This is a genomic window from Variovorax sp. YR566 (assembly GCF_051992195.1).
Lineage (GTDB): Bacteria > Pseudomonadota > Gammaproteobacteria > Burkholderiales > Burkholderiaceae_C > Variovorax.
In genome coordinates this window covers 4,723,749-4,746,159 of sequence record NZ_CP197092.1, presented here as the reverse complement: position 1 = coordinate 4,746,159, position 22,411 = coordinate 4,723,749, and the positions used below count along the sequence as shown (strand labels likewise).

Annotated in this window: 23 protein-coding genes; 14 read left to right on the top strand and 9 right to left on the bottom strand. The window is 66.7% G+C overall.

The features are described from left to right. Positions 1 to 36: 36 nt before the first annotated feature. From cydD to cydX, 5 genes are read left to right on the top strand one after another with little or no spacing between them, the layout of a single operon-like run. Positions 37 to 1,725, top strand: coding sequence for a thiol reductant ABC exporter subunit CydD (gene cydD / locus ACTG4X_RS22225; RefSeq protein ID WP_440531946.1), 1,689 nt, complete (start codon positions 37 to 39; stop codon positions 1,723 to 1,725). Next, complete coding sequence (locus ACTG4X_RS22220) at positions 1,722 to 3,434, top strand: amino acid ABC transporter ATP-binding/permease protein (RefSeq protein ID WP_440531945.1); 1,713 nt, start codon at positions 1,722 to 1,724, stop codon at positions 3,432 to 3,434. Before cydD ends, ACTG4X_RS22220 begins: the two co-directional genes overlap by 4 nt. A gap of 44 nt (positions 3,435 to 3,478) precedes the next feature. Continuing rightward, positions 3,479 to 5,098: a cytochrome ubiquinol oxidase subunit I gene (locus ACTG4X_RS22215; RefSeq protein WP_093050710.1), complete on the top strand. Its 1,620-nt coding sequence runs from the start codon at positions 3,479 to 3,481 to the stop codon at positions 5,096 to 5,098. Beyond that, positions 5,095 to 6,249 (top strand): cytochrome d ubiquinol oxidase subunit II, encoded by a 1,155-nt coding sequence (gene cydB, locus ACTG4X_RS22210; RefSeq protein WP_093050707.1) that lies wholly within the window; start codon positions 5,095 to 5,097, stop codon positions 6,247 to 6,249. Before ACTG4X_RS22215 ends, cydB begins: the two co-directional genes overlap by 4 nt. A 20-nt stretch (positions 6,250 to 6,269) precedes the next feature. Next, positions 6,270 to 6,419: a cytochrome bd-I oxidase subunit CydX gene (gene cydX, locus ACTG4X_RS22205; protein ID WP_093050704.1), complete on the top strand. Its 150-nt coding sequence runs from the start codon at positions 6,270 to 6,272 to the stop codon at positions 6,417 to 6,419. 11 nt (positions 6,420 to 6,430) lie between these two features. Here the strand turns inward: cydX and ACTG4X_RS22200 are convergent, their stop codons facing one another. Both ACTG4X_RS22200 and ACTG4X_RS22195 read right to left on the bottom strand, forming a co-directional pair. Continuing rightward, positions 6,431 to 7,012, bottom strand: a complete 582-nt coding sequence (locus ACTG4X_RS22200; RefSeq protein ID WP_093050701.1) for a GbsR/MarR family transcriptional regulator — start codon at positions 7,010 to 7,012, stop codon at positions 6,431 to 6,433. 49 nt (positions 7,013 to 7,061) lie between these two features. Continuing rightward, entirely contained in the window at positions 7,062 to 8,087 is a 1,026-nt protein-coding gene (locus tag ACTG4X_RS22195) for an AraC family transcriptional regulator (RefSeq protein ID WP_440531944.1), read from the bottom strand. Between the two features lie 111 nt (positions 8,088 to 8,198). Between ACTG4X_RS22195 and ACTG4X_RS22190 the strand changes: the two genes are divergently transcribed. From ACTG4X_RS22190 to ACTG4X_RS22160, 7 genes are all read left to right on the top strand, one after another. After that, positions 8,199 to 9,758 carry a long-chain-fatty-acid--CoA ligase gene (locus ACTG4X_RS22190; RefSeq protein ID WP_440531943.1) on the top strand — a complete coding sequence of 520 codons (1,560 nt, stop codon included), beginning with the start codon at positions 8,199 to 8,201 and terminating at the stop codon, positions 9,756 to 9,758. 40 nt (positions 9,759 to 9,798) lie between these two features. After that, positions 9,799 to 10,983: a lipid-transfer protein gene (locus ACTG4X_RS22185; RefSeq protein WP_097198820.1), complete on the top strand. Its 1,185-nt coding sequence runs from the start codon at positions 9,799 to 9,801 to the stop codon at positions 10,981 to 10,983. Between the two features lie 13 nt (positions 10,984 to 10,996). Beyond that, positions 10,997 to 11,437, top strand: a complete 441-nt coding sequence (locus ACTG4X_RS22180) for a MaoC family dehydratase N-terminal domain-containing protein (RefSeq protein ID WP_093050690.1) — start codon at positions 10,997 to 10,999, stop codon at positions 11,435 to 11,437. An 18-nt stretch (positions 11,438 to 11,455) separates the two neighbouring features. After that, entirely contained in the window at positions 11,456 to 11,875 is a 420-nt protein-coding gene (locus ACTG4X_RS22175; RefSeq protein WP_440531942.1) for a MaoC family dehydratase, read from the top strand. 25 nt (positions 11,876 to 11,900) lie between these two features. Next, positions 11,901 to 12,731 (top strand): SDR family NAD(P)-dependent oxidoreductase, encoded by an 831-nt coding sequence (locus tag ACTG4X_RS22170; protein ID WP_440531941.1) that lies wholly within the window; start codon positions 11,901 to 11,903, stop codon positions 12,729 to 12,731. Between the two features lie 2 nt (positions 12,732 to 12,733). Further along, positions 12,734 to 13,522 carry an enoyl-CoA hydratase-related protein gene (locus ACTG4X_RS22165; RefSeq protein WP_440531940.1) on the top strand — a complete coding sequence of 263 codons (789 nt, stop codon included), beginning with the start codon at positions 12,734 to 12,736 and terminating at the stop codon, positions 13,520 to 13,522. A 100-nt stretch (positions 13,523 to 13,622) separates the two neighbouring features. After that, positions 13,623 to 14,564: a LysR family transcriptional regulator gene (locus ACTG4X_RS22160; protein ID WP_176928711.1), complete on the top strand. Its 942-nt coding sequence runs from the start codon at positions 13,623 to 13,625 to the stop codon at positions 14,562 to 14,564. Between the two features lie 12 nt (positions 14,565 to 14,576). On the opposite strand, the gene ACTG4X_RS22155 is transcribed toward ACTG4X_RS22160, so the two are convergent. From ACTG4X_RS22155 to ACTG4X_RS22130, 6 genes are all read right to left on the bottom strand, one after another. Further along, on the bottom strand, positions 14,577 to 15,581 hold the full coding sequence (locus ACTG4X_RS22155; RefSeq protein WP_440531939.1) for an isopenicillin N synthase family dioxygenase: 1,005 nt from the start codon (positions 15,579 to 15,581) through the stop codon (positions 14,577 to 14,579). Positions 15,582 to 15,615: 34 nt separating this feature from the next. Next, complete coding sequence (locus ACTG4X_RS22150; RefSeq protein WP_093080219.1) at positions 15,616 to 16,446, bottom strand: ABC transporter permease; 831 nt, start codon at positions 16,444 to 16,446, stop codon at positions 15,616 to 15,618. Continuing rightward, complete coding sequence (locus tag ACTG4X_RS22145) at positions 16,443 to 17,276, bottom strand: ABC transporter ATP-binding protein (RefSeq protein ID WP_093051796.1); 834 nt, start codon at positions 17,274 to 17,276, stop codon at positions 16,443 to 16,445. Before ACTG4X_RS22145 ends, ACTG4X_RS22150 begins: the two co-directional genes overlap by 4 nt. Further along, positions 17,273 to 18,301, bottom strand: a complete 1,029-nt coding sequence (locus ACTG4X_RS22140; protein WP_440531938.1) for an adenosine deaminase — start codon at positions 18,299 to 18,301, stop codon at positions 17,273 to 17,275. Before ACTG4X_RS22140 ends, ACTG4X_RS22145 begins: the two co-directional genes overlap by 4 nt. Position 18,302: 1 nt before the next feature. Next, on the bottom strand, positions 18,303 to 19,433 hold the full coding sequence (locus tag ACTG4X_RS22135) for an ABC transporter substrate-binding protein (RefSeq protein WP_440531937.1): 1,131 nt from the start codon (positions 19,431 to 19,433) through the stop codon (positions 18,303 to 18,305). Between the two features lie 179 nt (positions 19,434 to 19,612). Then, positions 19,613 to 20,545: a DUF2167 domain-containing protein gene (locus tag ACTG4X_RS22130; protein ID WP_093050667.1), complete on the bottom strand. Its 933-nt coding sequence runs from the start codon at positions 20,543 to 20,545 to the stop codon at positions 19,613 to 19,615. Positions 20,546 to 20,761: 216 nt separating this feature from the next. Here ACTG4X_RS22130 and ACTG4X_RS22125 point away from each other — a divergent pair, with 216 nt between their 5' ends. Then, positions 20,762 to 21,016, top strand: a complete 255-nt coding sequence (locus ACTG4X_RS22125; protein WP_093080223.1) for a ParD-like family protein — start codon at positions 20,762 to 20,764, stop codon at positions 21,014 to 21,016. After that, on the top strand, positions 21,016 to 21,807 hold the full coding sequence (gene map / locus ACTG4X_RS22120; protein ID WP_097198825.1) for a type I methionyl aminopeptidase: 792 nt from the start codon (positions 21,016 to 21,018) through the stop codon (positions 21,805 to 21,807). Before ACTG4X_RS22125 ends, map begins: the two co-directional genes overlap by 1 nt. A 149-nt stretch (positions 21,808 to 21,956) precedes the next feature. On the opposite strand, the gene ACTG4X_RS22115 is transcribed toward map, so the two are convergent. Continuing rightward, positions 21,957 to 22,346 carry a hypothetical protein gene (locus ACTG4X_RS22115; RefSeq protein WP_440531936.1) on the bottom strand — a complete coding sequence of 130 codons (390 nt, stop codon included), beginning with the start codon at positions 22,344 to 22,346 and terminating at the stop codon, positions 21,957 to 21,959. Positions 22,347 to 22,411: the final 65 nt, after the last annotated feature.

Sequence of the window (22,411 nt, the reverse complement as noted above, 5' to 3'; positions counted from 1 at the left end):
ATTTCAGTAATTACTGAAAATACACGAAACCAAGGAATGACCAAGCACTCGCCATCCCGATCGCCGCTGCGGGCTTTCGCGTCGCCTGACGTCGGCGGGGTGGTGCAGGGTGCCGCGGCGCTGTTCTGGCTGCCGCAGGCGGCGCTGCTGGCGATGGCGGTGCAGGGACTGGCTTCCGGGCGCGGTTTCGCTGCCGTGATCTGGCCTGCCGGCGCGATCCTGCTGCTTGGGCTGCTGCGGGCGGGTTGCGAGGCCTGGGGCGCTCGCCGGACCTTTACTCGTGCACGTGCACGACTCACGGCGCTGCGCGAGCAAACGGCCGCTGCACTGGCCGGCAGCTCGCCGCTGGACCGCAGCCGCGCGCCTTCCGGGCTCGCCGCCAGCGTGCTCGCCGAGCAGGCCGAGGCTCTGGTGCCGTACCTCGTGCGCTACCAGCCCGCGCGTTGGCGCGCGACGGTGGTGCCGATCTTCATCCTGTGCGCGGTGGCCGCCTTTTCATGGGTGGCCGCGCTGGTGCTGCTGTTCGCGGCGCCGCTCATTCCGGTCTTCATGGCCATCGTCGGCTGGCGCGCCAAGGCTGCGAGCGAAGCGCAGATGGTGGAGATGGGCGGCATGAACGCCTTCCTGCTCGACCGGCTTCGCGGGCTGGCGACACTGCGTGCGCTAGATGCGGTGGAGACCACGGCGCAGCGGCTGGGCGATGCAGCGCAATCCCTGCGCCGACGGACGATGGCGGTGCTGCGCATCGCGTTTCTCTCGTCAGCCGTGCTGGAGCTTTTCTCGGCGCTGGGCGTGGCGATGGTGGCCGCGTACGTCGGCTTTCACCTGCTGGGCTCCCTCGGCTTCGGCGCTTGGGGCCGGACGCTGAGCCTGGGCGAGGGGCTGTTCGTGCTGCTGCTGGCACCGGCGTTCTTCGAGCCGCTGAGGGAGCTGTCGGCGGTCTGGCATGACCGGGCTGCGGGCGAAGCGGTGCTGGAGGCGCTCGACCGCTTGCAGTGCAACGACCTGCCGCTGCCTGGTGCGAGCGCCTCGCTGACGCGCGCCGCGACGAGCGTGCCAGGCGGCGCGCCGACCATCGTCATCCACAACCTGCATTTCTCCTGGCCCGGCGAGCAGCAAGAGGTCTTCGAAGGCTACGAGCTTCGCATCGCGGCCGGTGAACACATTGCGCTGATGGGCCCCAGCGGCTCTGGCAAGACTGCATTGCTCTCAATACTCGCAGGCCTCGTGCCCGCCACGCGCGGCGAGATCTCGATCGGCGGCGTGGCGCTCACGGACCACACCGTGGCGGCGCTGCGCCAGCGCATGGCGTGGATGGGCCAGGCGTCGCACGTCTTCGCCGGCTCGGTCGAAACCAACGTCGCATTGGGGCGCGTGGGCGTGGACACCCCACAGGTCGCCGAAGCCATGCGCTTCGCATCGCTCGAAGCCGTGACGCAGGCGCATCCCGGCGTGACGCTAGGCGAGGGTGGCCATGGCCTGTCTGGTGGAGAAGCCGTGCGACTTGCCCTCGCGCGCGTCGCGGTGCACCCGCACGCCGACCTGCTGCTGGTAGACGAACCGACAGCGCACCTCGACACCGAAACCGCTGAGCGCGTTGCCGACGCTCTGGTGGCACTGGCGCGCGGCAAGACCCTCGTCGTCGCCACGCACGACCCGGTGCTGGCGGCTCGCATGGACCGCGCGGTGAACCTCGGCGCAGAAGCGCTGGAGAAGGCCGCATGAAGGCGACGCCAATCCACGCCACAAATTGGCGCGATCTGCGCCTGGTCCTGCGCCCCTTCCTTGCCGCGCAGCCACGTCCTCTTCTGCTCGGCTGCCTGCTCGCCGCAGTCACCGTGCTCGCAGGAATGGCGCTACTCGGCCTCTCGGGCTGGTTCATCACCGCGACCGCATTGGCCGGCCTGCACGCGGCCACCGCCTTCACCTTCGACGTGTTCATGCCCTCCGCCGGCATCCGCCTGCTGGCACTCGGTCGTACGGCATCGCGCTATGGCGAGCGACTTGTGACGCACGACGCGACCTTCGCCGTGCTCGCAGCGCTGCGCGTTCGCCTGTTCCGTGGTTGGGCAAAGGCGGAGGCGGCGCGCGAGTTGCTGATGCGCCCGGCCCGCCTGCTGTTTCGTTTGACGGCGGACATCGACGCGCTGGAATCGCTCTACCTTCGCCTGCTCGTGCCAGCCGCCGCAGCGCTGGGTGCGGCATTGCTGGCCGGCGTGGTGCTCGGCTTCATGCATGTCGCCATGGGCCTCGCGCTGATGCTCTGGCTCGTGACCGTCGGCTGGGGCATCGCGTTCGTCGTCGCAAGGCGAGCACGCCGGCCGGCCGTGCAGCGGGCGCATGCCATCGAGGCGCTGCGCGCACGCGCAGTCGATCTGGTGGCGGGGCAGACCGATCTGGTGATGGCCGGCCGCATCGGCGCGCAGCGCCAGGCGTTGATGAACGCCGACATGCATCTCGCAAAGGCCGACCTGGCATTGAACAAGCTCGAAGCGGCGGCCGGTTTCGCCTATGGCAGCGCGGGCACCCTGACCCTCGTCGGCGTGCTGCTTGCCATCGGCCTGCTGGTGGGCGAGGGCGTCATCGGCGCGCCGGCGGCGGCACTGGCGCTGCTGGTGGCGCTCACTGCCACCGAGCCCTTCGCGGCCTTGCGCCGCGGTGCGCTCGATGCGGGCCGCACGTGGCTGGCGGTGCGGCGTCTTGCACCGCGCATGAGCGAAGAGTCCGCCTCAACGTCAACGGCGAACGAACCCGATGCGACGCTCGCATTGCAACTGAAGCGCGTCACCGTGGTCCACGATGGCAGCCGCACACCCGTCCTGAGCGACGTGACCTTGACCCTGAACGCAGGCGAGCGCGTCGCATTGATCGGCGCGAGCGGCGCAGGCAAGTCGACGCTGCTCGCCGCCATCGCAGGCGAAATCACGCCGCAGTCCGGCAGCAAGAGCGCACAGCCCGCATGCCTTCTGACCCAACGCACCGAACTCTTCCAGGACAGCTTGCGCGACAACCTCCGCCTCGCCGCGCCCAACGCCACCGACGGCCAACTGCACGCCGTACTGCACGCAGCAGGCCTCGAAGACGAAGTGCGCGCACTGGCCACGGGCCACGACACCCGGCTCGGCGAAGGCGGCCTGGGCCTCTCCGGCGGCCAGTCGCGCCGCCTTGCGCTGGCCCGCCTGCTGCTGCGCCCGGTGCCCCTCTGGCTGCTCGACGAACCCACCGAAGCGCTCGACGCCGCCACCGCACACGACGTGCTGCAACGCCTCGCCCGACACGCAGGCCCACGCACCTTGCTGATCGCCACTCACCTGCGCCGCGAAGCCGCGCTCGCCGACCGCCTCGTGTGCATGCGCCAGGGCTGCATCGTCGCCGACCTGCGGCGCGGCACTGAAGCCTTCGACGCCGCACTGCGCAGCCTGCGCCCCGACTGAACACTTACAAAGAAAAAACAGGCAACCCAAAAGGAAGAACCCCCATGGACCTCGACATCGTCGCGCTATCGCGCCTGCAGTTCGCCGTCACGGCGCTGTACCACTTCCTGTTCGTGCCGCTGACGCTCGGGCTTTCGATCATCCTCGCCATCATGGAGACGGTCTACGTGATGACCGGCCGCGTGATCTGGCGCGACATGACGAAATTCTGGGGCGTGCTGTTCGGCATCAACTTCGCGATGGGCGTTGCCACCGGCATCGTGATGGAGTTCCAGTTCGGCATGAACTGGAGCTACTACAGCCACTACGTCGGCGACATCTTCGGCGCGCCGCTGGCCATCGAGGGGCTGATGGCCTTCTTCATGGAGGCCACCTTCGTCGGGCTGTTCTTCTTCGGCTGGGACAAGCTCTCCAAGGTGGGCCACCTGATCTCGACATGGGCCGTGGCCATCGGCTCCAACTTCTCGGCGCTGTGGATCCTCATTGCCAACGGCTGGATGCAGAACCCCGTGGGCGCGGCCTTCAACCCGCAGACCATGCGCATGGAAGTGACCGACTTCTTCGCGGTGCTGACCAACCCGGTGGCGCAGGCCAAGTTCGTGCACACCGTGTCGGCGGGGTACGTGTGCGCCGCCGTGTTCGTGCTGGGCGTGTCGGCCTGGTATGTGCTCAAGGGCCGTCACCTCGAACTGGCCAAGCGCTCGATGACGGTCGCGGCCTCGTTCGGCCTGGCCGCCGCGCTGTCGGTGGCCGTGCTCGGCGACGAGAGCGGCTATCTCTCGGGCGAACACCAGAAGATGAAGCTGGCCGCCATCGAAGCCATGTGGGAAACGCAACCCGCGCCTGCCGCCTTCACCGTCATCGGCTTCCCCGACCAGGAGGCGCGCGAGACGCACTACGCCATCCACATCCCCGCGGTGATGGGCCTGATCGGCACGCGCTCGCTCAACACAGTGATGCCCGGCATCGACGAGCTCGTGAAGCGCGCTGAAGCCCGCATCCGAGAAGGCCTCAAGGCGTACGACGCGCTGCAGAAGATCCGTGAGGCAGGCGGCACCGGCAAGGTGACGCAGGGCGTGCGCGGGGACTTCGAGGACAACGGCATCAACATGGGCTACGCGCTGCTGCTCAAGCGCTACGTGGACGATCCGCGCACAGCGACGGACGAGCAGATCACCAAGGCCGCATGGGACACCGTGCCGCAGGTGGCGCCGCTGTTCTGGCTGTTCCGCGTGATGGTGGGCATCGGCATGCTGCTGATCCTGCTGACGGGCACCTTCTTCGTGCTCTCCGCGCGCCGCAAGCTCGACAGCTACCGCTGGCTGCTGAAGCTCGCCGTGTTCGCGATCCCGCTGCCGTGGATCGCCATCGAGTCGGGCTGGCTGGTTGCTGAGTTCGGCCGCCAGCCGTGGGTGATCGAAGGCGTGCTGCCGACGGCTGTAGCTGTGTCGAACCTCGGCGTGAAGACGCTGCTGCTCACGCTCGCTGGCTTCATCGCGATCTACACCACGCTGCTCATCATCGAGATGAAGCTGATGCTCAAGGCCATCCGCAAGGGGCCTGAAGCCGAGCATGCGCCGGACGAGGGCGACACGCTCTCGCACATTCCGCCGGCCCACGCAGGCGCGGCCATTCCTTCTCCTTCCACCGGGAGCGCAGCATGATCCTCCACACACTCCTCGACTACGACACCCTGCGCATCATCTGGTGGCTGCTGATCGGCGTGCTGCTGGTGGGCTTTGCAGTGACCGACGGCTTCGACCTGGGCAGCGGCATGCTGCTGCCCTTTGCCGCGCGCAACGACATCGAACGCCGCGTCGTCATCAACAGCGTGGGCCCGGTGTGGGAGGGCAACCAGGTGTGGCTGATCCTCGGCGGCGGCGCGATCTTCGCGGCGTGGCCGCAGTTGTACGCCGTGTCTTTCTCGGGCTTCTACCTTGCGATGTTCGTGATTCTCACGGCGCTGATCCTGCGGCCCGTGGCCTTCAAGTTCCGCAGCAAGCGCGAGTCGCCGCAGTGGCGCGCGCGCTGGGACTGGGTGCTGTTCTTCAGCGGCTTCGTGCCCGCGCTGATCTGCGGCGTGGCCGTGGGCAACGTGCTGCAGGGCGTGCCGTTCCGCTTCAGTGCCGACATGCACATCTTCTACGACGGCAGCTTCTTCGGCCTGCTGAATCCGTTCGCGATCCTGTGCGGTCTGGTGTCGGTGGCAATGCTCGTGATGCACGGCGCGGCATGGCTGCTGCTGAAGACTGCCGGGCCGGTGGCCGAGCGTGCACGCACCTACGGCATGGTTGCCGCCGTGCTCACCATCGCGCTGTACGCACTGGCCGGTGTGCTGCTGGCGACGAGCATCGGCGGCTACCGCATCAGCAGCGTGGTCGATGCGGTGGGGCCGTCGAATCCGATGCTGAAGACAGTCGAGCTGCATGCTGGCGCATGGACCGTCAACTACGCGGCGCACTCGTGGACGCTCGCCGCACCGGCGGCCGGCTTCGTCGGCGCGCTGGGTGCTTTGCTCGGGCTCGCGCTGCGCCGCCCGGTGCTCGCGCTGCTGACCGCGGCGCTCGGCATCGCCGGCATCATCCTCAGCGTGGGAGCGTCGATGTTCCCGTTCATCCTGCCGTCGTCGATCGATCCGCGCGCCAGCCTCACGGTGTGGGACTCGTCGTCGAGCCACCTCACGCTGTTCATCATGCTGGTGGTCACGGCCTTCTTCATTCCGCTGATCGTGGCCTACACCAGCTGGGTCTATCACGTGCTGTGGGGCAAGGTCGACGAGCAGGCCATCCGCGACGAGAGCGGCCACGCCTACTGAACGAACAGAGGAGAAAAAAGATGTGGTACTTCGCCTGGATCCTCGGCCTGCCGCTGGCAGCCGCTTTCGCCGTACTCAATGCGATGTGGTACGAACTCATGGACGACGAGGCCGTGCGCAAGGCCAAGCTCGGAACGCCCGAGCCGCCGGCGGGGCAGGAGCGGCTCTAGAGGCTGCAGGCCTATTCGGCGGCCTTCTTCTTCGACGCTGCGCCGCCGGTGATGCGGTCCTTGAGCGTCAGCACCTTCGTCACGGTCGCGCCCATGCCCATGAGCTTCATGGCGGTCTCGGGCGCGAGCCGCTGCACGTCGTCGAACCACTTCATCAGCCGGTCGATCAGGTCGTGCATTTCGCGCATGCGCTCCTGCGCGTGGCGCTCGGCGTCGCTCGTGGGCGATTCGAGCAGGGCGTTGCGCAGCATCGAGAGCGTGGGCTCGATCTCGCGGCGGCGGCGCTCCTCGGCCAGCACGCGAAAGATTTCCCACACGTCCGAAGGCGCCTCGAAGTATTCGCGCCGGTCGCCCGGGTGATGCCGCAGGTGCACCAGCCGCCAAGCCTGCAGCTCCTTCAGGCCCATGCTGACGTTCGAGCGCGAGAACTCGAGCAGCTCGGCGATCTCGTCGGCGTTGAGCGCGCGCTCCGACAAAAAGATCAGCGCGTAGATCTGCCCGACGGTGCGGTTGATGCCCCACTTGCTGCCCATCTCGCCGAAATGGGCGACGAACTGGCGGTTGAGGGGAGGGAGATCGGAGGAAGTTGCCATGCGCCGGATTGTCGCGTGGATGGCTGTAATTTCGGAAAGTCCTGAAAACTCAATCCACTGGCGCGCGCCGCCGGTACGACCCCGGTGCACCACCAGTCCATGCCTTGAAGGCCCGCTGGAACGCCGCGCTGTCGGCAAAGCCCAGCTCCTCCGCCAGCACCGCGAGCGGCACGGTGCTGGTGTTGAGCCGCACGATGGCGAGGTCGCGCCGCAACTGGTCTTTCAGCGCCTGGAACGAGGTGCCCTCGGTCGCCAGGTGCCGCTGCAGCGTGCTGACCGACATGTGCAGCACGCTCGCCGTTGTCGCGAGGTCGGCCCATGCCGGGCGGTGCTGCTGCAGCACCGCCCGCACCCGCGCGCTCACGGCCTGCTCGGCGAGCCGGGGCAGGATCACGTTGGCCGGCGCGGCCGCCAGAAAAACCTGCATCTCCTGTGCGTCGCGGTGCACCGGCGTGTCGAGCGCGCTGGCGTCGAACCACATGGCCGACAGCGGCTGGCCGAACTGCAGCGGCCCCGGGAACACCTTGGCGTAGCCGTCCGCATAGGGCGGCAGCTCGAAGCCGAAGTCGAAGCGGCGCGCCACCAGCCGGCCGCCGTGCAGCCATGCGAAAAGCCGCCAGTACACCCGCAGCATCAGCTCGTGCAGAAAGTTCTGGTGCGTGGCGGGCTGGATGTTCAGCCTCACGCCGAAGCCCGCGAGCGGGCCTTCGTGCAGCAGCACCAGCGACAGGTCGTCCTGCAGCAGGCTGAAGGTGTGGGCCACGCGGCGCAGCGCCACCTCGAAGGTGCGCGCGCCCAGCGTGGAGCGCGTCATCAGCGCAAAGCTGCCGCGGCGCAGGCGCCGGGTGAGAAAGCCCAGTGCCTCGTCGTCCATCCGGTCCATCAGCAGTGCGAACAACGCCACGTACTGCTCGGCCGTGATGCGCGCGCCGGTCTCGTCGAGCAGGGCGGGGGCGATGCCCGCGTCTTCCAGTGCCATGTCGATATCGATCGGCGCTTCGCCGCCGCGCGCACGAATGCCCGACAGCATGCCGTGGACGAAGGCGATCGGAATGGTGACGGGCGGTTGCAGCATGAGTCCTGTCGATTGACGTTTTCTGCCATGCGATCGAAGCGAAGTGCAATCGCCGGGCAGCCGCCGGATTTCTACCATGCGGCTACACAAGAACGAGACGGAGACAAACCCATGTACCTCACCCAGGGCCTTCACCGGGCCGTGCAGCAGCGCCCCGATGCCATTGCCGTGCGCTTTGCCGGCCGTGCACGGAGCTTCCGCGACTTTGCCGAACGGGTCGCACGCCTGGCCGGTGCGCTGCAGCGGCTGGGCATGCAGGCGGGCGACCGCGTTGCCATGCTGTCGCTCAACTCCGACCGCTATCTCGAGTACCAGATGGCCGTGCCCTGGGGCGGCGGGGTGCTCAACCCCTGCAACATCCGCTGGTCGGCTGCCGAGATTCTTTACTCGCTGGAAGACTCGGGCTCCAGCATCCTGCTGGTCGACGAGACCTTCCGGCCGGTGGTCGAGCAGATGCGTGGCCAGTCGAAGAGCCTGCGCGAAGTCGTCTACTGCGGCGACGGCCCGGTGCCGCCCGGCATGCACAGCTACGAAGGCCTGATCGACGCCGCCCAGCCGATGCCCGACGCCGTGCGCCGCGGCGAAGACCTGGCCGGCATCTTCTACACCGGCGGTACCACCGGTTTCCCCAAGGGCGTGATGCTGAGCCACACCAACATCTGCAGCTCGGCGCTCGCGGCGCAGGCAGAGGGGCTGGCCCCGGCCGGCGGCTGCTACCTGCATGCCGCGCCGATGTTCCACCTGGCCGACATGGGCCTGGCCACGCCGCACTGGTTTGCGGGCAACACGCACGCGATCATTCCGATGTTCACGCCCGAGGGCGTGCTCAACGCCATCGAGCGCAACCACGTCACCAGCCTGCTGCTGGTACCCACCATGATCCAGATGCTGGTGGACCACCCCGCCATGCGGGAGTCGCGCGACCTGAGCAGCCTGAAGAACATCACCTACGGTGCCTCGCCAATCTCCGAAGCCGTGCTGAACCGCGCGATGGAGGCCTTTCCGGGTGTCGGGTTCGTGCAGGCCTATGGCATGACCGAGCTGTCGCCCATCGCCACGCTCAACCCCGCGTACTTCCACACGGCCGAAGGCCGCAAGCACGGCAAGCTGCGCTCGGCGGGCCGCGCCGCCGTGTGCATGGAAGTGCGCGTGGTTGATGCCGACGACAAGGAGGTGCCGCGCGGCACCGTCGGCGAAGTGGCCGTGCGCGGCCCCAACGTGATGCAGGGCTACTGGAACAAGCCCGAGCAGACGGCCGCCGCGCTGCGCGACGGCTGGATGCACACCGGCGACGGCGCCTACATGGACGACGACGGCTTCATCTTCGTGGTCGACCGGCTGAAGGACATGATCATCAGCGGCGGCGAGAACGTCTATTCGGCCGAGGTAGAGAACGCCATCAACCAGCATCCCGCGGTGGCCGCCTGCGCCGTCATCGGCATTCCGAGCGAGGAGTGGGGCGAGGCGGTGCATGCCGCGCTGGTGCTCAAGCCGGGGCAGGCAATCAAGACCGAGGAGCTGATCGCGCACTGCAAGACGCTGATTGCCAACTACAAGTGCCCGCGCAGCGTGGCCATCCTCGACGCGCTGCCGCTGTCGGGCGCCGGCAAGGTGCTGAAGACAAAGCTGCGCGAACCCTTTTGGCAAGACCGCCAGCGAGGCGTAGCCTGAGCCTGTCTGTTTTCTTATTCGAACCTCCAAGGAGCCTCTCATGAGTCAAGACGTCTATGTCGTCGGGGTCGGCATGATCCCGTTCACCAAGCCGGGCGCGAACCAGCCCTATCCGCAGATGGCCGCCCATGCCACGAATGCGGCGCTGAAAGACGCCGGCATCGGCTACGAGCTGGTGCAGCAGGCCTACGTGGGCTACGTGTACGGCGACTCCACCGCCGGCCAGCGCGCGCTGTATGAAGTGGGCATGACGGGCATTCCGGTCGTCAACGTCAACAACAACTGCTCCACCGGCTCGACCGCGCTGTTCCTCGCGCGCCAGGCCGTGGCCAGCGGCGCCGCCGACTGCGTGCTGGCGCTGGGCTTCGAGCACATGAGCCCCGGCGCGCTCGGCGCGGTGTTCAACGACCGGCCCAGCCCCTTCGACCATTTCGAAAGCATCACCGACGAGCTGGTCGGCAATGAGCAGGTGCCGCTCGCGCTGCGCTACTTCGGCGGTGCAGGGCTCGCGCACATGCAGCAGTACGGCACGCAGATGTCGACCTTCGCGAAGATCCGCGCCAAGGCCAGCCGCCATGCGTCGAACAACCCGGTGGCGCTGTTCCGCACCGTCGTCACCGAAGACGAGGTGATGGCCGCGCCCGTCATGTGGCCCGGCGTGATGACGCGGCTGATGGCCTGCCCGCCCACCTGCGGCGCAGCCGCGGCCATCGTGTGCTCGGCCCGCTTTGCCGAACGCCACGGGCTGGACCGCAGCGTGCGCATCAAGGCGCAGGCCATGACCACCGACCGGCCCATCACCTTCGAGAGCCGCGACATGCGCGAGGTGGTCGGCTTCAGCATGGCGCAGGAGGCCGCGCAGAAGGTGTACGACGCGGCCGGCGTCGGCCCGCAAGACGTGGACGTGGTCGAGCTGCACGACTGCTTCGCGCACAACGAACTCATCAGCTACGAGGCGCTGGGCCTGTGCCCGGTGGGCGGCGCCGAGAAGTTCGTGGTCGATGGCGACAACACCTATGGCGGCAAGGTGGTGACCAATCCGTCGGGCGGGCTGCTGTCGAAGGGGCATCCGCTCGGGGCCACGGGGCTGGCGCAATGCACGGAGCTGGTCCAGCAGCTTCGGGGCACAGCCGACAAACGGCAGGTCGAGGGTGCGCGGATGGCACTGCAGCACAACCTCGGGCTGGGCGGCGCCTGCGTGGTGACGCTCTACGAGCGCGTCTGAGAAAGGCCACCCGATGATCGACAAGAAATGGATCGGCCACGAGCTGCCGCCTTCGGTACTGCCCATCGAGCGCAGCCGCCTGCAATTCTTCGCCAAGGCCATCGGCGAGACCGACCCCGTCTACACCGATGCCGCCGCCGCGCGTGACGCCGGCTACCCCGACCTGCCCGCACCGCCGACCTTCCTGTTCGCGGCCGAGCTCGACTCGGGTGCGTCCGACCGGTTGCTGGCCGACCTGCAGATTCCGCTGTCGAAGCTGCTGCACGGCGAGCAGGGCTTCAGCTACCACCGGCCGGCCTGCGTGGGCGATACGGTGACGGTGCGCTCCACCATCACCGACATCTACGACAAGAAGAACGGTGCGCTCGAATTCGTCATCAAGACATCGCGCGCCACCAACCAGCGCGACGAACTGGTGGCCGAGCTGCGCACGGTGATCGTCTGCCGCCACTGAAGGAAGGAACCCGCACCGATGAATGCCTTGAACTACGACGCCGTGAACATCGGCGACGAGCTGCCCTCGCTGCAGCTGCCGCCTGTGAACCGCACCACGCTCGCGCTGTTCGCCGGCGCCTCGGGGGACCACAACCCCATTCACATCGACACCGATTTCGCGCGCAAGGCCGGCATGCCCGACGTGTTCGCGCAGGGCATGCTGGGAATGGCCTGGCTCGGCCGGCTGATCACGCAGTGGGCGCCGCAATCGCAACTGCGCCGTTTCGACGTGCGCTTCCAGGGCATCACGCACCTGGGGCATGCGGTGCGGTGCAGCGGGCGCGTGGTCGAGAAGCTCGAGCACAACGGCGAGCGCTGCGTGCGCGTCGAGGTGCTCAGCGCCAACCAGTATGGGCAGACGCGCATTGCGGGCGAGGCGCTCGTCGCGCTGCGCTGAGATCAACCGAAGAAAGAATAGAGACATGACACTCAAGCTCGGCGGCAAGGTCGCCCTCATCACAGGTTCGGGTCGCGGCATCGGCCGGGCCATCGCGCTCAAGCTCGTATCCGAAGGTGCGCGCATCGTCGTCAACGACCTCGATGCCGGGCCGGCTGAAGAGACCGTACAGGCCATCCGTGCTGCCGGCGGAGAAGCGGTGGCCTGCGTCGGCAGCGTGGCCGCACCGGACTTTGCCGAGCGCTTCGTCGGCACGGCGGTGAACGAATTCAAGGGTCTCGACATCATCGTCAACAACGCCGGCTACACCTGGGACAGCGTGGTGCAGAAGATGACCGACGAGCAGTGGTACGCCATGATCGACGTGCACCTCACGGCACCGTTCCGCATCCTGCGCGCGGCGCAGCCGGTGATCCGCGCGCTGTCGAAGTCCGAGACCGAGGCGGGCCAGCGCGTTGTGCGCAAGGTGGTCAACATCTCGTCGGTGGCGGGGCTGTTCGGCAACGCGGGGCAGGCCAACTACTCGGCGGCCAAGGCCGGCATCGTCGGCATGACGCAGACACTGGCCAAGGAGTGGGGCCGCATGAACGTCACCGTAAACTGCGTGGCCTTCGGCTTCATCCAGACGCGGCTGACCGCGAGCACCGCCGAAGCCACCACTGCGAACATCGAGGGCCGCGAGATCAAGGTGGGCATCAACCCGGGGCTGCTGGCGATGATGGAGCAGTCCATTCCGTTGGGACGCGGCGGCACGCCCGAAGAAGCCGCAGGCGCGGTGTACCTGCTGTGCGCGCCCGAATCCGACTACGTGAGCGGGCAGACGCTGATGTGCACCGGCGGGCTCACGGGGGTCTGAGCATGAACATCAGCGAAGGTATTGCCTGGGGCGTGGAGGAGGGCATCGGCCGCATCGTGCTGAAGCGGCCCGAGCGCGCGAATGCCCTTGGCTTGGTGAACGGGCGCGCGCTGGTGCGGGCCATCGACGAAGTGCTGGCGCAGAAGCCGCGCGTCATCCTGCTGACCGGCGAGGGCAGGGTGTTCTGCGCCGGCGGCGCCATCGATGAATTCGTGGCGGCCGGCGAGGCGTTGCCCGAGCTGGTGAGCGAGATGCTGGACAGCCTGCACCCGGCATTGCTGCGCCTGTCGAACAACCCGGCGCCGCTGGTCGTGGCGGTGAACGGAGCGGTGGGCGGCGCCGGCGTGGGGCTCGCGCTGTGCGGCGACTTCGTGCTTGCCGCCGAATCGATGAAGCTGCGCACGGGCTACGCTGCCATCGGGCTGTCGCCGGATGCGGGCGCCTCGTACTTCCTCGCGCGCCGCGTGGGGCCGGTGCGTGCGCAGCAATTGCTGATGCTGAGCGATGCCGTCGACAGCCAGCGCTGCCTGGCGTGGGGCGCCGTCGATGCGCTCCACGCGGATGCCGAACTCGCAGCCGCCGCCGAAGCACTCGTCACGCGGCTCGCCCATGGCGCGAGCGGATCGTTCGCGGCCATCAAGACCCTGTGCGCCGGTGTGCCGGGCCGGCCTTTCGATGAGCATCTGGCGCTGGAGCAGAAGCTGCTGCGCGAACGTGCCGGCAGCGCCGATGCGCGCGAGGGCGTGGCGGCGTTCGTAGCCAAGCGCGCGCCGCGCTTCACCGTTCGCTGAGGCACGGCGCCTGCATCGCATTCGCCGCGCCAGGCGGGCGGGATGCGTGCAAGAATCTCCGCGGCGCTCTTGCTTTGCGCCCAGCCCACGGAGTTTCTTCTTGAGTCTTGTCTCCACGACCTCGCTTCGGTACTTCGCCGAAGTCGTTCGCACCGGTTCGATCAGGGCGGCTTCCGAGAACCTGTACGTCGCGGCATCCGCCATCAGCAGGCAACTCGCCATGCTCGAGGACTCGCTGGGCGCACCTTTGCTGGAGCGGCGCCAGGGGCGCGGCAAGGTCAAGCTCACGGCGGCCGGCGAGATCTTGATGCGGTATCACAAGAACGTCGTCAAGGAGTCCGGGCGGCTGCATTCCGAGATCGAGGCGCTGCAGGGCCTCAAGCGGGGCCACGTCAATTTCGGCATGCCCGAATCGTTGACGCGCGACTTCATGCCGCAGTTCTTCTCCGGCTTTGCCAAGCGTTACCCGGGCATCTCGTTCAGCGTGAAGGTCAGCGGCAGTCCCACGCTGGCGGAGATGCTGCTCGAAGACGACCTCGACGCCTGCTTCACCTTCGGGGACATCGCGTTCCAGGATCTTTCGATGGTCTATACGCGGCTGCTGCCGCTCTATGTGCTGGTGCCCACCGGGCATCCGCTCGAGGGCTACAAGTCGCTGCGGCTTTCGGATTGCGCCGAGTACAGCCTGTCGTCGCTCGACTCGTCGCTGTGGGCCAAGCAGCAGTACGACGAGATGCTCGCGAAGGCGAAGATCCGACCGCGCATCGCGCTGGAGACCAACTCTTACGAGCTCATGCGCAACGTGGCGGCAGAGGGCATGTGCCTCACGTTCACGACCACGCCGCTGGAAGACCCGTTCGGGCGTCCCAGGGCTGGCTCCTATGTGCCGCTGAAAGACCCGCGCGCCAGGCCGCAGCGCCTGGCGCTGTGCGTGCACAAGGGCCGCAGCCTGCCGATACCGGTGGCTGCATTTCTCTCGGAACTCACGGTTGCGCTGGAAGAGGCGGAGCAGCGTGCCGAACAGGGCCGCCCCGCCGCTTGAGGCCCTGAAGCCTTACCCCGCGGCCAACTCCGCAGGCGTCTTGTACTTCTGCACGGCCGCGAACCGTCGCACCAGGTAGTCGCCCGACTTGATGGGCGCATGGCTGGGCTCGCCTTCGCCGGGCGCGAACTCGGGCAGGCAGGCCACGGGCGTGTCGTAGTCGAGGTTGAAGAATGTGGGGATCGAGTAGCGCTCCTTGCCCGTGCGGTTCGCGACGCGGTGCCTGTTGGACACGTAGACGTCGTTGGTCCACACCTTCACCAGGTCGCCCAGGTTGATGACCAGCGTTCCTTCAACGTAGGGCGCAGCCACCCATTCCCCACCGCGTGTGCACAGTTCGAGGCCGCCGATAGGGTCTTGCGCCAGCACGGTCAGCATGCCGTAGTCGGTGTGCGCGGCGGCGCCGAGTTCCAGGTTGGTGAACGACTCCTGCGGCGGGTAGTGAAAGAGCCGCGACTGCACCATCGGCTTGGTGGCGTACTGCAGGAAGAAGCCTTCGTCCTTGCCTACGGCCGAGGCGAAGATCTTCAGCAGGTTGCGGCCGAGCTCGATGGTGGCGTTGAAGTACGCCATGGCCGCGGGCTCGAGCCAGGGCTTGTCCGCAGGCCAGCGGTTGGGGCCGTGCAGCGGCCGCCCGTTTGCCACGTCGGGGTCCGTCAGCGGCAGGTCCATGCCGAGTTCGTAGCTCTCCTTCAGGTCCGGCTTGTGGCCTGGATGCTGCGTGACGCCCATGGGCATGAAGCCGCGCCGGAAGCGCTCGTCGATGCGGTCTTTCAGTCGCTCCTCCAGCGGCAGCGACATGTAGCGGCGGGTGGCGTCGAACACGGTGTCGATCACGGCCTGCGGCACCCCGTGGTTCCTGACGTAGAAGAAACCGGTGTTGGTGCATGCGGCCTTGAACTGCTCGACCACCGGCCCGATCGGGCCGCCGGCCAGCCACGGGCCCAGGTCGAGGATCGGCATTTCCTGCGCGGAGGCCCTGCGGGGTGCCTCGAGCTTCTGTTCGTCTTGGATCATTGCGTTGCTCCTTTGTAGGGGTTGTGTTGTTGCTTCATGTGCCGCGAGACAGGTCGGTGAACGCGTCCGCCCAGAACACCACGCGCCGCGCAATCGCCTTCATCAGGCCGTGCAGCACGATGCCGATGGCCGAGAGAACGATGAGGATCGCGAACATGCCCGCCGCGTCCATCGAGAAGTTGCGCTGCAGGATGAGATAGCCCAGCCCGGCCTGGGCGCCAACGAACTCGCCCACGATCGCGCCGATCACGGCCAGCACGATGCCGATGTCCAGCCCCGCGAACACATACGGCAGCGCGTGCGGCAGCCGGACCATGCGGAACACATGCCAGGAAGACGCCGTGAATGCGCGCATCAGGTCGATCTGATCCCTGGGCGCCGAGCGAAGCCCCACGATCGTGTTGGCGAGCACCGGAAAGAACACGATGGTCGCGGTGATCACGACCTTCGACGTTGTGTCGAAGCCGAACCACAGCACGAACAGCGGCGCCACGGCCACCTTGGGCACGGTCTGGAACGCGACGACGTACGGGTAGAGCACCAGTTCGAGCAGCGCGCTCTGGCCGATCAGCGCGCCGAGCAGGAAACCAGCGAACGCGCCGAGCGCGAAGCCCGCAAGAATCTCGTAGAGCGTCACCCACAGGTGCGGCCACACCTCGCCCGACTGGAAGACGTCATAGATGGAGCGGGCCACGCCCGCTGGCCCCGGGAAGATCAGGTGCGAGATGCCCAGCGCGCTCACCACGAGCTGCCATGCGGCAATCACGGCCACGAAGACGGCCACGATCAGCGCCTTGCGCCGCGAGGGGGTGAGCCACGGCGCGGGCGGCTCGAAGTCGATGTTCTCGGTGTTCGCGGTGCTCATCCGTCGAGCCCTCCACTGGCGTTCAGGTTGGTCCGGATGTCGCGGACATGGCTGCCGAATCTCTCGGTGTTGATGAGCTCCAGCGTGCGGGCGGCGGGCAGGTCGACGTCGATGACCTTCGTGACGCGCCCGGGCCGCGGCGACATGACGATCACGCGGTCGCCGAGGAACACGGCTTCCGGAATGCTGTGCGTCACGAGCATGATCGTGGCGCCGGTGCGTTCGCGCAGCTTCAGCAGCTCGACGTTCATGGTCTCGCGCGTCATGGCATCGAGCGCGCCGAAGGGCTCGTCCATCAGCAGCAGCATCGGGTCGTTGACCAGCGCCCGCGCAATGCCCACGCGCTGCTGCATGCCGCCGGAGAGTTCGCCGGGGTACTTGGTCTCGAAGCCAGCCAGCCCCACCAGATGCAGGTAGTGGAGGGCACGTTCGCGCGCGACCTTGGGGTCGCGCCCCTGGATCTGTGCGGGCACCAGCACGTTGTCGAGGATGTTGCGCCACGGCAGAAGCACGGGCGCCTGGAACACCACGCCCACATCGCGGCTCGGCCCGGTGTGGCGTCGCCCGCCGAGCTCGACCGTGCCGCGGCTCGCGCGCTCGAGGCCGGCCAGGATGCGCAGCAAGGTGCTCTTGCCGCAGCCGCTCGGGCCGACCACAGTGACGAACTCGCCGCGTTCGACGCTGAAGCTCACGTCGTGCAGCGCGACCACATCCGCGCCGTCCTTCGATCGGAAGGTCTTGTGCAGGCCTTCGAAGCGGAACGCCGGTACGGCGCCCGATGCTTCCTGCAGCGTCGTCCGTCTCGGCGGAAATTGAACGATTGCGTTCATGCCGGTGCCTGCCCCGCGCCGTGGGCCACCCATGCATCGATGGCGCGAAGCGCGGCGGAGCGTTGCAGCGGCGTGATGAAGGCAGCCTCGAAGCTGTTGCGCGCCAAGCTCACCATGTCGTCGCGCCCGAGGCCGAGCGCCTGTTGGCACGCAAGGTAGTTGTCGTTGACGTAGCCGCCGAAGTAGGAGGGGTCGTCCGAGTTGACGGTCACGCACAGGCCTGCGTCCATGAGCCTGCGCAGCGGGTGCGCAGCCATCGAAGGCACCAGCTGCAGCTTGAGATTGGACAGCGGACACACCGTGAGCGGAATGCGCTGCTGCGCGAGTTGCGCGACGAGCGCAGGGTCGTCGAGACAGGCGTTGCCATGGTCCAGGCGCTGCACCTGCAGCAGTTCGACCGCTTCGCGCACATAGGCGGCCGGACCTTCCTCGCCCGCGTGCGCCACCACCTTGAAGCCGCGTTCGCGGCAGCGGCGGAAGAACTCGGCGAACTTCGAGGGCGGGTTGCCCAGCTCCGCACCGCCAAGGCCGAAGCCCAGCAGCCGGTCGTACCAGGGGCGCAGGTCGTCGAGAAGGGCGAGCGCCTCGTCTTCGCTGCGGTGGCGCTGCACGACGACGATCAGGCCCGAGCTGATGCCGTGTTCGGCCTGCGCGGCTTCCATGGCGCCGAGCACGCCTTCCATCATCACGGCCAGCGGCACTGCGCGGCTGGTGTGGCCTTGCACGCCCAGGAACATTTCCGCATGCAGCACGCGATCGGCATGCGCGCGGCGCAGGTAGTCGCGCGTCACGTCGTGGAAGTCCTGCGGCTGGACGAGCACACGGCAGCCGTCGTAGTACAGGTTCAGAAAGTCCTGCAGGTCGGTGAAGCGGTAGGCGGCGCGCAGCTCTTCTTCCGTCTGCCAGCGGATGTCCACGCCGTTGCGCCGGGCCAGCCGCAGGAAAAGCCCGGGCTCGATCGAGCCTTCGATGTGCATGTGCAGTTCGGCCTTGGGCAGGCCCGCGACGAATTGTTCGGGCGTCACGTCACAGCCCCTTGCAGGCCTTGGCGGCCTCGATGACGGCGTTGCGATCGAAGCGGTTGATGGCCTCGACGAAGCCGGGCTTCAGGTAGAGCATCGACTCGGGCGGCAGCGTGCGCTTGATCAGGCCGTCCTTGAGCATCGCGTCCTGCATTCGGCCGTAGGCGGCCGGGCTCATCGAGCCGATCAGCTTGCCGCCGTTCATGGTCTGTGCGTCGGCCATCGTCTGGAGTTGCGTCTGCAGGAGCGCAAGGTCCCACTTGGCGAGCGTGGCCTCGTCAGCACCCGTGGGCTTGGCGCCGGGAAAGTGCTTCCAGTGGATCTGGCGGGCGCACTCGGGATCGGTCTGTGCGAACAGCGTCGCCTTGGCCGCGCCGCGCGCGATGGCCTCGACCATGGCCGGGTCGGCGTCGATGGTCTTCTGCATCGTGGCGAAGGTGAAGTCGGGCAGCGAGCGCCACGTCGGATCGAACAATATGCGCATGTTCGCGCCCGCGTTCTGGAAGCCGGTGAGCGCGGAGCCCCAGAACATCAACGCCTGCACGCGGCCAGCGCGCATCGCCTCCAGCGCCGGCGCGCCGGCACCGGTGGCAATGATCTGCACGTCGGTGTCGGGGTTGACGCCGTTGGCGCGCAGGTAGCCCTTGAGCAGCGGCATGCCGCCAGTGCCCAGGCTGAAGATGCCGATCTTCTTGCCCTTGAGGTCCGCCACCGTCTTCACGGGACTGTCCTGCGGCACGCCCACGCCCCAGTCGATCACGCCCGTGCCCATGAGCCCGCGCACGGCGACGTTGTTCTCGGTGTTGGCCTGGATCAGCCCGGTGGAGTTGATCTGCGCGAAATCGACGCCGCCGGCCACCATCTGCTGGATGCCCTGCAGCGAGCCTCCGGTGGTGACGATCTTCACGTCGTAGCCCTCGTCCTTCCAGTAGCCCAGCGCGATGGGCAGCGTCAGCCAGGGGTAGGTGACGTTGACGACCTGCGTGCCCAGCGCGATGGTCACGGGCTTCAGCGGCTTGTTCTGGGCCTGCGCCACGGTGGCAGACAGCAGGAGGACCAGGGCGGCGAGCGCGGCCGCGGCCCGTGCGGCAAAGCGAGCAGGGCGGGCGAAGGTGAGTTTCAGGTGGGGGGGCATGAACGATCCTGTGTTGGTCGGATCGTTGCGAGATTAGCCCTGGGAACCAATCGCTGTGGATCAATATTCCGTCAGCATTGTTCTGATTTTTCGCACATTGAATCGCCCGGTTCGCGTGCTGTTCCGGTGCGGCGTGCAGCGCCTCGTGCGGAGGCTCGTCCGCACGGGGCTGCTGCTTGCTAGTTGCTGTTGCGCTTGAACAGCTTCGCGATGCCCCAGAGCGCCGCGCCGCCCGCCACCACGGCCAGCTTGGCGAATTTGGCCAGGAAGGCCAGGGCGATGGCGAAGAGGCCCAGCTTCTTCACTGCCACGCCTGCCACCAGCGCGGCCAGGCCATAGGCGGCGACCTTGTCGGTCGAGGAGTTGAAGTCTGCGTACTTCTTGCCGTCGTCGTACTGGATCGCGCCGAGCAGCTTGCTCGCGTCGGGCTTGTACTTGTCGAGGTCCTTCGCGTTGGTGATGAGGTTCAGGCTCAGGTAGCCCTCGCGGCCCAGCGCGTAGGTGTTGTAGTTGACGCCCTGGTTGCCGTCGGTGCTGCCCTTGCGCTGGGACAGGGCCGACCACACGAGGCGGTGCGACGCAGCCTCGTACTGCGGCTTCTGCGCCCAGCCCGTGACCTCGATGGCGGGAATGCCGCGCTTGGCGCGCTCCTCGTTGGCGGCCTCGGTGCCCTCCTTCAGGCTCTTGAGCAGGTCGTCGGCGTTCCAGTCCTTCGCGTCGTCGTCCTTGATGTAGCCCTCCTTGACGAACTTCACGACGGCCATCCAGTCGGCGTCGTCGGCGGGGAAGACTACGCCGACAAAGGTGTCGTCGGTGCGGTTGCCCATGCTGCGCATCAACTGCGCGGCCGCGGGCGTCGGCACCCACACGTAGCCGGCGGGCAGCTGCAGGTGGGCCTGGTCGCGCAGCACGATGTCGGCGGGGCCGGCTTTCTGCACGGCCTTGGCGGCCTTGAATGCGGCGTCCTGTTCGGCTTCCAGTGAACTGGCGGTCGAAGCGGGGGCAGTGGTGGACGGGGTGGTTGGCGATGCGGCGTGAGCGGTGTTGTGCGCCACGAAAGCGGCGCACGCGAGCAGCACGCCGGCCGTCAGGCGGGCGGTTTGAATACGCAAGTTCTCTCTCCTCGGTTGTTGTCTGTTTGGCGAGCGGAGAGAGTTTAAGAGTTCAGGTATCGCTCCATTCATACGTCTGCTCGAGATGCCGGCGCTGGGTGGTGCTGTGCTCGATCAAGTGCATGGCCATACAAGCATGGCCATACAAGCAGGGCCATACAAGCAGGGCCATACGAGACGTATATAATTCATATACGTTTCATATAGGGGTCGCCGATGGGCATCGTAAAAATTTCGGACTTGATGCACGAGAACCTGCGAGTGGCGGGGAACGCTCTCAGCAGGTCCATCAATGCACAGGCAGAGCACTGGATGCGGGTCGGCATGCTGACCGAGATGCACCCGGAGCTGGACTACCGGGAAGTCTGCCAACTGTTGATACAGGCTGAACTCGCGGGGGGGCTGGACATCGCCGCGGCTGTCACGACTCAACCCGGCAAGCCCCGCGCGTCCTCGAGCGGAAAACACTGATGGCTCACGGCGTTCCCATCAAGTCCGCCGAGGAGCTCGAAATGTCACGGCGTGCCGGCAGGCTTGCCGCAGAGGTTCTAGCCATGATCGAGCCCTACGTCGTGCCGGGGGTGAGCACGGAGACGCTCGACCGGATCTGCCACGACCACATCGTGAATGTCCAGGGCGCCATTCCAGCGAACGTGGGGTATCAGGGGTATCCGAAGACCGTTCTCACTTCCGTCAACCAGGTGGTTTGCCACGGCATCCCCTCGGCCGACAAGATTCTGAAGAAGGGCGACATCGTCAACATCGATGTCGCCGTCATCAAGGACGGCTGGTTTGGCGACACAAGTCGCATGTACTACGTCGGAGCTCCCAGTGTGTTGGCTCGACGCCTTGTGGAGACGACGTACGAAGCAATGCTGGCCGGAATCCGGCAGGTCAAGCCCGGAGCGACTCTGGGCGATGTTGGCCATGCCATCCAGTCGGTTGCCCACCGGGAGCAATTCAGCGTGGTGCGCGAATACTGCGGGCACGGCATCGGCCAGATCTACCACGATGAGCCGCAGGTGCTGCACTATGGGCAGCGCGGGGGAGGCCTCAGGCTGGAGCCGGGGATGGTTTTCACCATCGAACCGATGCTCAACGCAGGCAAGCGCGAAACCAGACAGTTGCCTGACGGATGGACAGTCGTGACAAAGGACCGGTCTCTGTCCGCCCAGTGGGAACACATGGTGGCTGTAACGTCCGAAGGCTATGAGGTGCTTACGCCCTGGCCTGGAGGCACAGGCGCCTACGCACCGGTTTGATGCTGAGCCTGGGCGAAAAAACGCTTCACTTTTCGTGTCGCCCGACAGTTGTTGAAATCCACATCGAGCGGTTGAAAAACTGCTAACGAATTCATTAAAAAGAAAAAGGCGCCCGGCATTGCTGGGCGCCTTTTTCTTTTTCTTTTTTCTTACTCCGAGGCTTGCCGTTCTGAATTTTCCATATCCCGGAATTCGCAGGACAGGGTTTTGCGAAAACTCGCATTAGGCGGAATTACTACGTCGATCAGGTCGTATTTCAGCGGAAATCCGCGACCCTGTCTTGCACCTGAACGCCGTAGGGGAGACAGGATGTTGCACTTCAGATTTGACTCCGCCGTCTCTTTGAGTTTGCACAATACGTTTTTGCGGGAAAAGTGACGCAGCTGCGTCAGCAAAAAGGGCAAAAACAGAACAGATTTTCGTAATTGAATCAGCCGATCAATTCCGAAGTTCTCATCTGTCCGCATCAACAAATTTAAATAGTGCGTCATTTGTTGGCTGCCGCAATTACCGTGCTGCAGCGCGGAATAATCGTGCATCACCTCGCGGTCAGGCCGCGAAAAATCCCTCGCTCGCCACCCGCAGCACCACCCGCGTTCATTCA